At 36.9% G+C, this 12236-nt stretch carries 19 protein-coding genes; 4 read left to right on the forward strand and 15 right to left on the reverse strand.

The window, feature by feature from the left end; all coding sequences use genetic code 11:
- Nucleotides 1-46: 46 nt before the first annotated feature.
- The 8 genes from F6K18_RS06535 to F6K18_RS06570 all read right to left on the reverse strand — a co-directional run bounded on the left by F6K18_RS06535 (nucleotide 47) and on the right by F6K18_RS06570 (nucleotide 5428).
- Complete coding sequence (locus tag F6K18_RS06535) at nucleotides 47-460, reverse strand: hypothetical protein (protein WP_287276596.1); 414 nt, start codon at nucleotides 458-460, stop codon at nucleotides 47-49.
- A gap of 135 nt (nucleotides 461-595) precedes the next feature.
- Entirely contained in the window at nucleotides 596-952 is a 357-nt protein-coding gene (locus F6K18_RS06540) for a hypothetical protein (protein WP_287519630.1), read from the reverse strand.
- A 44-nt stretch (nucleotides 953-996) separates the two neighbouring features.
- Nucleotides 997-1113, reverse strand: coding sequence for a tetratricopeptide repeat protein (locus F6K18_RS06545; RefSeq protein ID WP_287519632.1), 117 nt, complete (start codon nucleotides 1111-1113; stop codon nucleotides 997-999).
- A gap of 16 nt (nucleotides 1114-1129) precedes the next feature.
- Nucleotides 1130-2386: a class I SAM-dependent methyltransferase gene (locus F6K18_RS06550; RefSeq protein ID WP_287276592.1), complete on the reverse strand. Its 1257-nt coding sequence runs from the start codon at nucleotides 2384-2386 to the stop codon at nucleotides 1130-1132.
- 34 nt (nucleotides 2387-2420) lie between these two features.
- Complete coding sequence (locus F6K18_RS06555; RefSeq protein ID WP_287519634.1) at nucleotides 2421-2624, reverse strand: hypothetical protein; 204 nt, start codon at nucleotides 2622-2624, stop codon at nucleotides 2421-2423.
- Nucleotides 2625-3026: 402 nt separating this feature from the next.
- Nucleotides 3027-3362 (reverse strand): ribulose bisphosphate carboxylase small subunit, encoded by a 336-nt coding sequence (locus tag F6K18_RS06560; RefSeq protein ID WP_287519636.1) that lies wholly within the window; start codon nucleotides 3360-3362, stop codon nucleotides 3027-3029.
- A gap of 116 nt (nucleotides 3363-3478) precedes the next feature.
- Nucleotides 3479-3859, reverse strand: coding sequence for a chaperonin family protein RbcX (locus tag F6K18_RS06565; RefSeq protein WP_124145528.1), 381 nt, complete (start codon nucleotides 3857-3859; stop codon nucleotides 3479-3481).
- 138 nt (nucleotides 3860-3997) lie between these two features.
- A complete protein-coding gene (locus F6K18_RS06570; protein WP_124155538.1) occupies nucleotides 3998-5428 on the reverse strand; it encodes a form I ribulose bisphosphate carboxylase large subunit in 1431 nt (476 codons plus the stop codon).
- An 836-nt stretch (nucleotides 5429-6264) separates the two neighbouring features.
- On the opposite strand from F6K18_RS06570, the gene F6K18_RS06575 reads away from it, so the two are divergent.
- Nucleotides 6265-8100, forward strand: a complete 1836-nt coding sequence (locus F6K18_RS06575; RefSeq protein ID WP_287519638.1) for a serine/threonine-protein kinase — start codon at nucleotides 6265-6267, stop codon at nucleotides 8098-8100.
- A gap of 305 nt (nucleotides 8101-8405) precedes the next feature.
- Here the strand turns inward: F6K18_RS06575 and F6K18_RS06580 are convergent, their stop codons facing one another.
- The 6 genes from F6K18_RS06580 to F6K18_RS06605 form a co-directional block, all read right to left on the reverse strand.
- On the reverse strand, nucleotides 8406-8876 hold the full coding sequence (locus tag F6K18_RS06580) for a DUF3368 domain-containing protein (RefSeq protein ID WP_287519640.1): 471 nt from the start codon (nucleotides 8874-8876) through the stop codon (nucleotides 8406-8408).
- Between the two features lie 89 nt (nucleotides 8877-8965).
- A complete protein-coding gene (locus tag F6K18_RS06585) occupies nucleotides 8966-10075 on the reverse strand; it encodes an RNA-guided endonuclease TnpB family protein (protein ID WP_287519938.1) in 1110 nt (369 codons plus the stop codon).
- 61 nt (nucleotides 10076-10136) lie between these two features.
- Complete coding sequence (locus tag F6K18_RS06590) at nucleotides 10137-10430, reverse strand: UPF0175 family protein (RefSeq protein WP_287519642.1); 294 nt, start codon at nucleotides 10428-10430, stop codon at nucleotides 10137-10139.
- A 150-nt stretch (nucleotides 10431-10580) separates the two neighbouring features.
- A complete protein-coding gene (locus F6K18_RS06595; RefSeq protein WP_287519643.1) occupies nucleotides 10581-10721 on the reverse strand; it encodes a type II toxin-antitoxin system HicA family toxin in 141 nt (46 codons plus the stop codon).
- The gene (locus F6K18_RS06600; RefSeq protein WP_287519645.1) at nucleotides 10693-10809 is read right to left on the reverse strand and encodes a type II toxin-antitoxin system HicA family toxin; all 117 of its coding nucleotides are present in this window, start codon (nucleotides 10807-10809) and stop codon (nucleotides 10693-10695) included. Before F6K18_RS06600 ends, F6K18_RS06595 begins: the two co-directional genes overlap by 29 nt.
- Nucleotides 10802-11011 carry a type II toxin-antitoxin system HicB family antitoxin gene (locus F6K18_RS06605; protein ID WP_287519647.1) on the reverse strand — a complete coding sequence of 70 codons (210 nt, stop codon included), beginning with the start codon at nucleotides 11009-11011 and terminating at the stop codon, nucleotides 10802-10804. The genes F6K18_RS06600 and F6K18_RS06605 overlap by 8 nt, the downstream gene beginning before the upstream one ends.
- Nucleotides 11012-11209: 198 nt before the next feature.
- Between F6K18_RS06605 and F6K18_RS37240 the strand changes: the two genes are divergently transcribed.
- The 3 genes from F6K18_RS37240 (at nucleotide 11210) to F6K18_RS06615 (ending at nucleotide 11749) form a co-directional block, all read left to right on the forward strand.
- Complete coding sequence (locus F6K18_RS37240) at nucleotides 11210-11299, forward strand: hypothetical protein (RefSeq protein ID WP_375341294.1); 90 nt, start codon at nucleotides 11210-11212, stop codon at nucleotides 11297-11299.
- On the forward strand, nucleotides 11262-11519 hold the full coding sequence (locus F6K18_RS06610; protein ID WP_287519648.1) for a hypothetical protein: 258 nt from the start codon (nucleotides 11262-11264) through the stop codon (nucleotides 11517-11519). Before F6K18_RS37240 ends, F6K18_RS06610 begins: the two co-directional genes overlap by 38 nt.
- 62 nt (nucleotides 11520-11581) lie before the next feature.
- Complete coding sequence (locus tag F6K18_RS06615) at nucleotides 11582-11749, forward strand: CopG family ribbon-helix-helix protein (protein WP_287519649.1); 168 nt, start codon at nucleotides 11582-11584, stop codon at nucleotides 11747-11749.
- A gap of 113 nt (nucleotides 11750-11862) precedes the next feature.
- Here the strand turns inward: F6K18_RS06615 and F6K18_RS06620 are convergent, their stop codons facing one another.
- Entirely contained in the window at nucleotides 11863-12234 is a 372-nt protein-coding gene (locus F6K18_RS06620) for a hypothetical protein (protein WP_287519650.1), read from the reverse strand.
- Nucleotides 12235-12236: the final 2 nt, after the last annotated feature.

The following is a 12236-nucleotide window of genomic DNA, read 5'->3' on the forward strand; positions in this document are numbered from 1 at the left end:
TTTTACAGTTATAACATAGATACTAATGGAAAAAAATCTGTTTTGATTATTCAATTAAATGAGCTGTGATTTGAAGTATTTTATCTCTTAAAAAGTAGTTACTATTTTCTTCTATATACGCTAACTTATCTTTGTCTATAATTTTTTCTCTTTGCTTAAACCTGTCCCAATCTTTTGTTATTGACTTGTAATATATATACATATTTTTATTTTCCTCAATTTCTAGAAAATTAAGCAAAAAATAAAAGTAATTATCGTTGCCGGAGAATAATTTTTTATATTCACATACAAATAAGTTGTTTCGCTTATTACTTTCTAGATAGTTCCAGGTATTCAGGAGCGACTGATTCCAATCTGAAACAGCGGACTTATAGTTTCGATTTCTAGACCAACCCATATCATGTTTATTTCTTGCTCTAGCATCATAAGATAAAGCAACATCTTTAATATCTCTTAGCATAAAAATAAACTTTACTCCTGCCGATGCGAATCGCTGATCTATTTCTTGATAAAATTCATAGTAATGTGGAAATTTATCACCAAGAATAGTTTGATTATTATTAAACTATTCTTTCAATTCTTCATCAAAATATTTCTAATGATTTTCCCAAGCTTGATGCTGAGGATTTATATTAGTTTGCTCTTCTCTAATATCAAAAAATACGGATAGTTTAAATAAAGCAGGACTAAGTTTGTGAATTAGATCTTGCTTTGCATAATGCTTATACCTTTCAACTCCAATAGCAATTAGAGGGTGAGCATTTAAAAGTTTCGTTATTGCTGTAGTCCCAGAACGAGCGCAACCACAGACAAACAGATATTTCCAGTAGTTATGAATAGAAGAATGCGATCGCTCCACAGCTAGTTCGATCTGCTTGAGTCTTTCTTGCCATTCTTTTAATTCCATCTTAATTTGTTTCAGACGGGAGTATTTTTCTTCTGAGCTTGACATCACCTAAATCTAAATCTCCTGGTCTAAATTTATCAGTATTTTTTCTATTCGGGATTAATTTTTATAGCTTGGCGGTAGGAAGCGATCGCCTCTTTTAATTTTCCCAGACGCTTGAGTTTATTCCCTTCTTTTAAATAAATATTTGCTGTTTCGCGTTCCATTTTCAAATATTCTTATCTATTCTATTCTATCCTTTTTTTCAATAATTAAGATATCTTGACCACTGGTATACTTATCTCGACCACACCATGATCCATAGTATTTACTGATAACAGCAAAGCCAGATTCTGATATCCATTTTAGTAACAAATATTCCTTGAAAGCAATAGCAGCTTCTGGGTTACTAGGGTTAGTTGTAAAACATTCATTCAACTCATGTACAAATTGAAATCCACTTTTTCCTTCAGTGATCAATTGTTCTGATTTATCATTAAGTAAAAAGCAGCTACACAAGCACTTACCACCCCACTTCAACACTCTATATATTTCCTCTAAATAATGACGCACTTCCTCAGTTTGCATATGAGTAAATACAGAGGTCAAAAAGACGACATTAAAGCTTTGATCTTCATAAGGAAAAACAAAATCTTTTGCTTTTACATTTCCACCAGGGTTGTAGTGATGGTTATAAATATTAACCAAACGGAAATTAAAATGAGGACAGCGTGTTGATATTTCTTGTTGAGGCCACTTAATAAACCTAGCCATAATCTCGAAACCTTCATAACTACCTGGAGGCTTTAAGTAGTGAGCTAGACCATAAGCCATTCTTCCTAAACCACATCCAACTTCTAGAACGCAGTCTGTTTGTTTTAATTCTGCCAATTGTATGAAATAACTGAGGAAAGCAAAAGAGTGTCTCAAAAATGCCCCATGTTCTCCACCTCCACCAGCCCACTTTAGATACTCCGCACTGGGGATTGGTATAGAAGACTGGATAGAATTTACCAATATCAGTCCTTCGCGTCCACCGAATAAAGGTGTCAAAATAACCAGAACATCTTGCCAGTTATGTTGTTCTTGATTGAATGGTAATTTAATCAAAAATCCTGCTTGATCAACATTCTTTAACTTGGGAAAGGCTTTTTTGAGATGGAGGCTAGGCCGTCTTAATTCTAGTTCAAAATTCTGTATTTCTTCACCTGCAATAGAAAGTTTGAAGTTATCAACTAAATCATCCTCAAATGAAACTACCCATCCTTCAAGGAATAAAACTTGATTTTCAATAGCTACTTTTTGCAGAAATCCAGTAGTTGCTAATAGATGATTTTGTATAATTTGATTATTTTGGTATTCCAGAACCAGTTGATTTGAATTTTCTAAATCTGACTTAGACTTAAATCTATTTAATTCAGTTTTAATCTGAGTTAGTCTAACTTTTGATGACTCCAATTCTAATTTAATACTTGAAAACTTATCTGATGTATTTGACATATTCAATATAGCAAAACATAATTACTTTTTAAATTTAATGACCAGACCTAACATAACTCACATAAGACTTATCGAGTAGTTTTTGATAAGACAAAATACTAGACTCTGAACGATATTCACCCCTTGTACTTTCTACAATCCAAACATTAGGATATCCATTATCAACTCGATATTTACCATGACGTTCAATACCCATCAAACTTGAATGCTCACTTTTTCCATATTCACAAAATACCACTTTTTGCCATCCTAAATTATTAAGTGCGATCGCCTATCTTGTAGGTTGGGTTGAGGTACGTTAGCGTCAGCTTATCCGTAGGATAAACCCAACATTCGGAATGTATACTCTTTCTGTAATAACAGAACTTATATCAAATCCGGATAATCACTATGTTCAAGTCATTGCGACTGTAACGGAGTGGAAGGAAGCAATCTCAGAGGTGCGCGGAGATTGCTTCCTATCGTCGCAATGACGACATTACGCAGAAACCGGGTGTATTAAGGAAATTTCCTCATTTGAATCATAAAACTTGGGGCAATAAACCCGGTTTATTGGTTGGTTTGCGTAACTTCTGACCAAGAAATTGTAGGGGCAAACAGCCGTTTACCCCTACACATTAATTTATACCAATTTTATGAATTAGTATCTTCTTTGATTAGGCTTATGTACGATGAAGCTCAATACTTGACATTGCTTCACGTTATCAAAACCCATCACGCGAATATAGCAATCAGAATTTTCAGAGCGACAAGCATCAATTTCCATCAAAACTTCTTCAACTGTTTTGGCATGAAACAGAGGTAACTTCCACAAAGTCCAGTAGTGCATTTCTGGTGCTGAAGATTCACTAAATTCTACACCAGCAATGAAACCCTGATCCAAAATGTATTGAAGTTGTTTACGAGTTTGCATCTCAGTCAGAGGAGGCAAATAGGAAAGGGTTTCGTAACGACGCTCTTTTGGTAATGTTCTCATGTTTTTTTACTGTTTAATACAATGTGCAAGGGAGCCAAATTTTGAATCAATCAAGATTTTATATCTCAGCCCCCCGGTCTCTCCGTGGAGGAAAATTTAACCGCAAATTTTCGTGGCTAATCTGTTCGTTGCTCTGGATCTAAACTAGGGTCAGCTATTTCCAGTTGCGTTATCTTTTCCAGATACCGACGGCGATGTTCCATATTATCTTTCTGAATACCACTGCGCAGCATTTCTGGTAAATACTCAGCCACTTCCTCTGCTAAATGTTCTCGAACGGTCATCACTCTAAATGCTAATTCTTTATTTTCCTGGAGCAACTCTTGTAGGTAAGCTTCTCCATCTTGAATTTTGCCTGTTGAGGAAAAACCACTTAACCAAATTGCTAAGGGAGGGTTCGTCTCTCGTAACTGAGCAGTTACAGTCCGCACAGCTTGATAGGTCAGGTAGCTCGTCAGTACCTTTGCAGTATCTTTCGCAACTTTTTTAATATCCATTTTTGACCCTAGCCTGAATATTGTTGTTAGACTTTAGATTTTAGATTGAGGATCGATCTAATCCTTAGCAGACAAGTGTGACATATCTATTTCACTATTGCCATCTAAAATCTAAAATCCCACATCTCAAAGACAGACTTAGAGGGTATCCATTGCCTCGAACTCGAACTTGATTTCTTTCCATAGTTCGCAAGCAACGGCCAAGTCAGGAGACCACTTAGCAGCTTCACGGATAACATCGCCACCTTCTTTGAAGAGGTTACGACCTTCGTTACGAGCTTGGATACAAGCTTCTAGAGCTACACGGTTAGCTGTTGCACCAGGAGCATTACCCCAAGGGTGACCCAAAGTACCACCACCGAATTGTAGGCAGGAATCATCACCAAAGATTTCAACCAAAGCTGGCATATGCCAAACGTGAATACCACCAGAAGCAACTGGCATTACACCAGGCATGGATGCCCAATCTTGAGTGAAGTAAATACCACGTTCGCGGTCTTGCTCGATGTGGTCTTCCCGCATCAAGTCAACAAATCCCATAGTGATACCTTTTTCACCTTCAAGCTTACCAACCACAGTACCAGAGTGTAGGTGGTCTCCACCAGACATTCTCAAGCACTTAGCCAAAACGCGGAAGTGAATACCGTGAGCTTTCTGACGGTCAATTACAGCGTGCATTGCACGGTGGATGTGTAATAAAACACCGTTACGACGACACCATTTGGCCAAAGTTGTGTTAGCTGTAAAACCACCAGTTAGGTAGTCGTGCATGATGATTGGAGTGCCAATTTCCTTCGCAAACTCAGCACGCTCCATCATTTGTTCAACAGTAGGAGCTGTTACGTTGAGGTAGTGGCCTTTAATTTCACCAGTTTCAGCTTGGGCCTTTTCAATAGCTTCTTGAACGAATAGGAAGCGATCGCGCCAGCGCATGAAAGGTTGAGAGTTAATATTTTCGTCATCCTTTGTGAAGTCTAAACCACCGCGCAAGCATTCATAAACTGCTCTACCGTAGTTCTTAGCAGATAGACCCAACTTAGGCTTAATAGTACAACCTAATAAAGGACGACCATACTTGTTTAATTTGTCACGTTCAACAGTAATACCGTGAGGAGGACCTTCAAAAGTCTTGAGATAAGCTACTGGAATCCGCATATCTTCCAGACGTAGCGCCCGTAGTGCTTTGAAACCAAATACGTTACCTACAATAGAGGTCAACATATTAGTTACAGAACCTTCCTCAAACAAATCTAGAGGATAAGCTACATAGCAAATATATTGATTATCTTCGCCAGGAACGGATTCAATATCATAACAACGACCTTTGTAGCGATCGAGGTCAGTCAACAAGTCAGTCCATACTGTTGTCCAAGTACCAGTAGAAGATTCAGCAGCTACTGCAGCACCAGCTTCTTCTGGAGGAACTCCAGGCTGAGGAGTCATACGGAAAGCTGCCAGAACATCTGTATCTTTTGGTATGTAATCAGGGGTGTAATAAGTTAGTTTATAGTCTTTTACTCCAGCCTGATATCCAGACTTAGACTGACTTTGTGTTTTAGCGTAACTCATATATTCTTTCCTAAGAATCTATTCACTTTTCTGCTATACAGCATACTATTTTAGATAATATCAAGAATTAGAACTTTTCCACTTTAAAGATTATTTTTTTATTAATAACTTTTTTTAATCTATTTGTTACATTTGTTAATTTTATCGCCATAATCATTTAAAATAAATCAAGTGAATAATTGCTCATTGACAAAAAAACACAAATATGCAAAGTAAAAATAATTTTAATTATCCCAGATTAAATATTGAACAAATACAGGGGATCGTAAAAAAACGAGAGATTCACCAAAATTGCAAGATTTGAGTAGTGAACTAATAAGGAAAAAACTTGACTATAATTTTATGTAGAAATTATTGCTAGTATCAAAATAATATAATTACTTTTTCCAGAAAAAATAAGCACTTAATACAAAAAAAATCGGTAAATTAATTTTTCTAGAGCGCTAATTATTCAGCACCTTTCTATCGATAACTAATACCACTATCGGACTCAAGTAATCTACATTTAACTTGCATTTTTGTCTGCAAAATAAAAATAATTAGACCTAATGGGACTTACACAAAATCAAGCCAGAAAATAGGATCAAATATAGATGGGCAGAGGCTTTGACATCAAAAAGGCATAAATCCTGAATAACCAGGGGTTCTAGCCATTTTTAAGGCATCGACGTAATTCCCTTGTCTAGACTGAATTTGACGCATTTTTCCTACGATAAAATGTCTGAGTACCACTAATTATCCTTAAGCTAAAGCGACATGGTTTTCAACAAGAGCGAACTTTTAAGATAAAAATATAAGTAATTTTCCTATTGTCCTCAATTCATATCTAACTGTAGATGACTGTACATCAGTCTGTTTTATCAAAAGTCCACTGTATCAACCCCCATTGTCTAAGTCCAATCCAGCCATGGGGAAATAACTTTTGTCAAAGCTGTGGAACCCCACTTCTCATTAACGATCGCTACATTCCCCTGCGAAAATTAAGCGCTGGTGGATTTGCGAAAATCTACATTATTTGGGACCAAGAAACTCAAACCGAACGTATTCTGAAAGTATTATTGGAAAGCTCTCCCAAAGCACTCGAACTATTTGACCAAGAAGCTTGGGTACTTGCCAGTATGCGTCATTCAGGTATTCCTAGAGTCGAAACAGGAGACTATTTTCACCTACGCAAGCGAAATAGTCAGCCAGCAGTTGGCCACTCTAGTCAATGGTTTCTCCCATGCCTAGTCATGGAAAAAATTGATGGTTGTACCCTAGAAGAAATTCTGGAACAATATCCCCAAGGATGTCCAGATTTTTATGTAATTAATTGGCTTTCCCAAGCTGTAGAAATTTTATGGGAATTACATCGCCGGAAAATTATTCACAGGGACATCAAACCTTCTAATTTAATGTTGCGGGAAATCCAACCTTCAACTTTGACAAAATCTTCCTTATCCTATTCTTTTCATCATCAACGAAAAAAAAGAGGTCAACTGGTCATAATTGACTTCGGTGGGGTAAAACAAATTAGTAATTATAGAATCCAACCTAGAGAAACTGTAGCAAAACGCAGCACAACCAGATTAGTATCTCCTGGATATAGTCCTCCAGAACAAATTAATGGGGGTGAAATTGGCCCGTTCACAGATTTTTATGCTTTGGGTCGTACTTGCATTCATTTACTAACTGGTCAATATCCAGCAGAATTGGAAGACCCCTTAACAGGTAAGCTCAAGTGGCGTCAACTTAAGCCTGTTCATCCAGCTTTGGCTAATTTACTTGATGATATGGTGAGCTTAGATGCGGCCCAACGACCAGCAACAGCAGCAGAAGTGCAAGTCCGTTTAGCTAAAATTTATCGACGGCAAAAGAGGTCTCTGAGAATATATTTGTTAGCTACATTAGCTACAACTGTTAAAAATTTATTAATAGCTCAGTTGAAAAATCTCAGTGAGAATATTAATAGGTTATTTTTTACCCTGTCTAAAATTTTTCATCAAATAGTTTCAGGATGTGTAGATACAATTTGGGAAATGGTGTTGGGGGCAATTGGGGGAAGTATTGGGGCAACATTCGGATTAATTTTTGCTTATTGGTCAGGAATAGGCGATCGCCTCGCTAGTATATTTACTAATCTGATTTTTCTTGTGTGGGATGTTCCCCTAAATATTGGTCCGGAAATACTTGTCTTTGGTTTAGCTGGTTTGGGAACGGGAGTTGGTTTAACGGATGTGGGAGGTTTAGGTCAACGTCGTCGTTATGGGTGGACTGCATTTATGGGAATTATTGGTTACATTTTAGGAGGGTTATGTTGGCAATTTTCCCAAGTTGGTAGTAGTGTCTATACGACAAAAGAAGATTTAATTATCCTAGAAATTATGGGTAAATTATCTGTGGGGGTAGCTACTGGTTTTGTTACTCTAGGACTTGGTTTAAGAAAGCATAATTTTATTTATGCTTTGATAGTTGCTAGTTTGACAGCGATAGTTTTTTTTGGTTTGGAGCAATTAAATATTTTTCCAGAGTTATTTTTACAGTTTACTGCAATGAATCACAGTAAACCTAATTTATTAGAATTTTTTGCAAGCATAACTTTTTTCAGTTTGTTAGGTTGTATCGGTGGTTTTTGTTTGGGAGTGAGTCATTATGTGATTATTCCTATTTTACGGTGGTTAGGTTTACGATAAGTAGAGCGATCGCTCATAAAATATGGTTGGTTTGGGAAGGAGCGATAATGCTTCGCACCGCTTGCATGAACGCTCTTATTTAGTAGTAGGCAGATAGGGAGCGATCGCTATGTTTTCAGAAGAAAAAAAAGTTGATTTTTTCGATAGATAAATTCTGTAGGATTTTTAACTATGGATTTTCTAAATATCCATTAAAATTAAGCTCGTAGGTTGAGAGGAGCGCTACGCAACCCAACAAAAACTTAAATACTTTTGGCTTTCGTTGTGGTAGTTCTAGCTAAAATAACTAGAACTCAATTTGCGTGTTAATACTGACTTAAAAGATACTCAATTAACTTTGATGAAGCACGAAAAGTAGTTCCTTTAAGAGCAGCAATAGTTTTGGGAAAATCTACTAAATTTTGTTGGGCAGCTCGATCCAAAACGCCAAGCAATCCAGTTACCCTCAATCCTTTATTGCGGGCAACCTTTCTGCCTAAAGTCTCATCAATGATAATTAAATTTGCTCTTTCCTGAAGTGCTAAAATAATAGCAGCTTTTTCCCCTGCATCGAGCGGTTCTAAATCCTTGTCCACAGGAACAGTCACATCTTGAATTATTAACCATTGGGGAGGTTTTTTAATCCAATTTTTAACAGCAATAGGCGATCGCTCGTCCGATAATTCTTGTTGAACTATTCGAGGAATTAGAACTTGACCATAAAGTTGAGGCAGCAGTTTAATTTCGTCAATAAGTAGTAAATAACAAATTGGCGAGGTATCTGATACAACCATCATAACCTGCTCTATAAAACTTATACAAAGCGTCACATAGTGTGACAACTTGAGGTTTACTTCCTGCTTCTACTGAGGCCGTCGGCGGTTGCTCATCCACAGGCATTCACGGTCGATCCGACCGCATCTCTCAAATTTATACTTGCGTTTAAATCTCGATCTATTGACAAGCCACAGTCAGGGCAATCATAAATTCTCAGGCTTAACGGCATATCTTGAACATGACCACACCTACTGCAAGTTTTTGATGATGGAAAAAACCTATCAACTGCTACTAATTTAGAACCGTGCCATCGTGTTTTATATTCGAGCTGTCTCCGAAACTCATAAAAGCACTGTCTACTAATTGATTTAGCTAGCTTATGGTTAGCTAACATACCGCTAACATTCAAATCTTCTATGGCAACAACGCTGTGGTTTTTAGCTAAATATGTTGTCAATTTATGAAGTGCATCTTTGCGGATGCTAGCCACTCGTCTATGCAGCCTAGCTATCTTAAGTTGTGCTTTTCTCCAATTAGCAGAGCCAATAATTTTATTGCGGTTTAGATATTGCAGTCTAGAAAGCTTGGTTTCAAACCTACGATATGACTTGACGCTTTCAAATACTTTTCCATCACTTAAAGTTGCTAATGTTTTGACACCTAAATCCACACCTACAACTTCAGTGGTTGTTGGGGTTGGGCTAGGAGTAAATTCATAGCTCAAACTTAAGTACCAATCACCTGCCTGTCTACTAATAGTGATTTTTTGAGTAGTTGCTTCAATTGGTTCATAAGTTTTGACCATACCAATAAAAGGTAATTTGTGACTCCATCCATTTAATTCTATGGGTTTTCCACAATTATCAATTGTGAATGAATCAGATTTACCTTTCTTCTTAAATCGTGGGCGTTTGCCCAATCCCTGAAAAAATCTCTTAAATGCTTCACCTAAGTTGATGAAAGCATATTGATAAACTTTAGACGACAAGTTTTTCATCCAGGGGTAAAGGGGTTTGGTGTGATTAGTAAAAACCTCTCTCAGTTTACGTTTGCGCAGCATTCCGAAGGAAGGGTTTGGCTTGTAACCATCTGTGTATGCAGCATTCCATAAACTTAAACCCCAGTTGTAGCACCACCTCGAATAGCCAGCGTGTTGTGCCATCAGAGTTTTTTGTTTATTATTTAATTTGAGTTTGGTTCTAATGGATTTCATGGAGATTGAGCGCCGCCTGTCTAATGGTGTGCTTTTTAAGGTATTATATCGTTATTTATTGATTAAGTCAATGCTCTTTAATTTTTAATTTCCCTTCTTTTTCTAGTTGTTCGTGGGTTTGGCGATCGGCAATAAAATCTTCTTCATCGTAATCTAAATCGACTCCTTTAGCTTTCAGAAATTTATCAGTTTCTAAAATAGTAGAGAAACCTAATAGTTCTCGTAATTTACCACTACTAATAGAACCTTCGCGATAAGCTTCTACTACAATTATTTCCATTAATTTACGTTCTAAATTGCCCCATTTTTCCTTTAAGGAATATGCTAGTTCGTCTGGCAATACAATCTGAATTTCCTGCATGAGTACCTCTTTTAGTTATCAACTAATCATACCATTTATAAATTGTTTTCACACTATTCTATCAGACCATAAAAAAGCGAACGCTCTTGTTTAATAGTGAGGTAACGGGGAAGTCATTTTTTCCCACCAACCATAGAGTGAGCTTTGCCATCATAAATTGGCTATAAACTCTTCTGGCATAACTTTAGCTTGTCTGAGAATTCCACTAAGAGTACCAGTTTTTAATTCTTTGTGCATTGGTACAACACAAACAATTTCTCCATCAGGCAAAGGTTTTTTTGAGAACGACATGACTACCTGTTTGCCTAGCTTGATAGAATCCCAAACGCTGTAAGACACCAATAGCTTTTGTGCTGGAAATTATTGGTAATTTAGGCATAACTAACCTCTATACTGGTGACTAATCTTGGGGTTGTTTCAGTTAGCGGACATTCTTCCAGATAGAGTTTTGTAGCTTCTTTGAGATTCGCTAGAGCTTCTTCTATTGTTTTACCTTGGTCAACTGTGCCTACTTCTGGACATTCAGCTATATACATATCATCTTCTTTATAAAGGATAGCAGTAAAGCTTTTAGTTTTCATCGTATATAATTTTTTCTATATAATTGGAATTATTTCCAAAATCTAGTCTACCTAAAATGATTGATTTTAGCAACCTTTTTTATAGCGTTGCGATCGCCCAAGCAGTGCAGAACGCTCTTGTTTAAAAGTTGGGAGATGGGAGGGAGCGATCGCTTGATTCTGGTGCTAAAATAAATAAGTTAGTTAACGGGTATAATTATGAATATAAAATACGCCGAAATTAAAATTGTTAAAGGAGGTAATTTATACCATGTTATCCCTCGCACAAAACCTCGTCGCTCAAAGTGATGATTGGGAGTTTATTGAGTTATGGGTAGATCCCGTTGTCTTTCCACCTAGAATTTTGATGTTAGTTAGTGGCAAACAGGGAAACTATTGTATTTATGATGCGACTGCTAGCTACAAACCTTTGTTTGAAAGTTCTATTTATGATGAAGCTCACTCATGGTTAGTTGAGGATGACTATGAGCGGGTGGATGGTCGTCTTTTATCTGGAGAAATTTTTTAGTATGATATTGGTAAGATTCGAGCTGTCGAATCACTATAACTTCTAATTCTCGAAATTGTATTATGGAAACAATCAGCTTTAGTCTGAATTCTGAAAAAAGAAAAGCCATTGATAAAATTGCTTCTTTATTGGAACGCTCTCGTTCTGAGATTCTTAATGATGCAGTTGATGCTTATTTGCAAGTGCAGCAGTGGCAGTTAGAGTACATTAAAGAAGGTTTACGTCCTTGAATAAAAGGCGATATCTCTTAAAATCTGGTTTGTTTGGGAAGGGGCGATCGCTCTTGTTTAAGAGTTGGGAGATGAGGGAGCGATCGCCATCGTGTGTAATTTTCTGATGGTGATTATCTTTTATAAATATTCTCTAAGTCTCCAGTTAATTTCTTAATAGCCAAATCAGCTAAATCTGGGTCTAACATCCCTCTTTCTTTTTTAAACTTAATCCAAGTAACTGCTTCGTTGTAAACCTCTAATGCAGTGAGAACACGCAGAACTTTAATTGAATACTTCAGCTTGTAAACTTGGCCACTAATTCTCAAAGTAGCGTAACGGATGCCACCTAAAATTCCAGCACTAATATCAGCACCTAGGGGAATTTCATGCTGAACTAATGCTAAACTTGCCTGTGATACCTCAGATGGTGTCATTTCTGCCTTTGGTAATCCTTCGATCATAAGTTCAATCTTTTCGCCTATTTTTTCGGTAGTAACTGTCATTG

This window comes from Okeania sp. SIO2C2 (assembly GCF_010692625.1).
Classification (GTDB): domain Bacteria; phylum Cyanobacteriota; class Cyanobacteriia; order Cyanobacteriales; family Microcoleaceae; genus Okeania; species Okeania hirsuta.

What these genes read in the sequence shown, in the direction of transcription:
- F6K18_RS06575 (WP_287519638.1), top strand. Translation starts at nt 6,265, where the DNA reads ATGACTGTACATCAGTCTGTTTTATCAAAAGTCCACTGTATCAACCCC.
- F6K18_RS06565 (WP_124145528.1), bottom strand. Translation starts at nt 3,859, where the DNA reads ATGGATATTAAAAAAGTTGCGAAAGATACTGCAAAGGTACTGACGAGC.
- F6K18_RS06535 (WP_287276596.1), bottom strand. Translation starts at nt 460, where the DNA reads ATGCTAAGAGATATTAAAGATGTTGCTTTATCTTATGATGCTAGAGCA.
- F6K18_RS06580 (WP_287519640.1), bottom strand. Translation starts at nt 8,876, where the DNA reads ATGATGGTTGTATCAGATACCTCGCCAATTTGTTATTTACTACTTATT.
- F6K18_RS06590 (WP_287519642.1), bottom strand. Translation starts at nt 10,430, where the DNA reads ATGCAGGAAATTCAGATTGTATTGCCAGACGAACTAGCATATTCCTTA.
- F6K18_RS06595 (WP_287519643.1), bottom strand. Translation starts at nt 10,721, where the DNA reads ATGTCGTTCTCAAAAAAACCTTTGCCTGATGGAGAAATTGTTTGTGTT.
- F6K18_RS06615 (WP_287519649.1), top strand. Translation starts at nt 11,582, where the DNA reads ATGGAAACAATCAGCTTTAGTCTGAATTCTGAAAAAAGAAAAGCCATT.
- F6K18_RS37240 (WP_375341294.1), top strand. Translation starts at nt 11,210, where the DNA reads ATGAATATAAAATACGCCGAAATTAAAATTGTTAAAGGAGGTAATTTA.
- F6K18_RS06570 (WP_124155538.1), bottom strand. Translation starts at nt 5,428, where the DNA reads ATGAGTTACGCTAAAACACAAAGTCAGTCTAAGTCTGGATATCAGGCT.
- F6K18_RS06610 (WP_287519648.1), top strand. Translation starts at nt 11,262, where the DNA reads ATGTTATCCCTCGCACAAAACCTCGTCGCTCAAAGTGATGATTGGGAG.
- F6K18_RS06545 (WP_287519632.1), bottom strand. Translation starts at nt 1,113, where the DNA reads ATGGAACGCGAAACAGCAAATATTTATTTAAAAGAAGGGAATAAACTC.
- F6K18_RS06550 (WP_287276592.1), bottom strand. Translation starts at nt 2,386, where the DNA reads ATGTCAAATACATCAGATAAGTTTTCAAGTATTAAATTAGAATTGGAG.
- F6K18_RS06605 (WP_287519647.1), bottom strand. Translation starts at nt 11,011, where the DNA reads ATGAAAACTAAAAGCTTTACTGCTATCCTTTATAAAGAAGATGATATG.
- F6K18_RS06540 (WP_287519630.1), bottom strand. Translation starts at nt 952, where the DNA reads ATGTCAAGCTCAGAAGAAAAATACTCCCGTCTGAAACAAATTAAGATG.
- F6K18_RS06600 (WP_287519645.1), bottom strand. Translation starts at nt 10,809, where the DNA reads ATGCCTAAATTACCAATAATTTCCAGCACAAAAGCTATTGGTGTCTTA.
- F6K18_RS06620 (WP_287519650.1), bottom strand. Translation starts at nt 12,234, where the DNA reads ATGACAGTTACTACCGAAAAAATAGGCGAAAAGATTGAACTTATGATC.
- F6K18_RS06560 (WP_287519636.1), bottom strand. Translation starts at nt 3,362, where the DNA reads ATGAGAACATTACCAAAAGAGCGTCGTTACGAAACCCTTTCCTATTTG.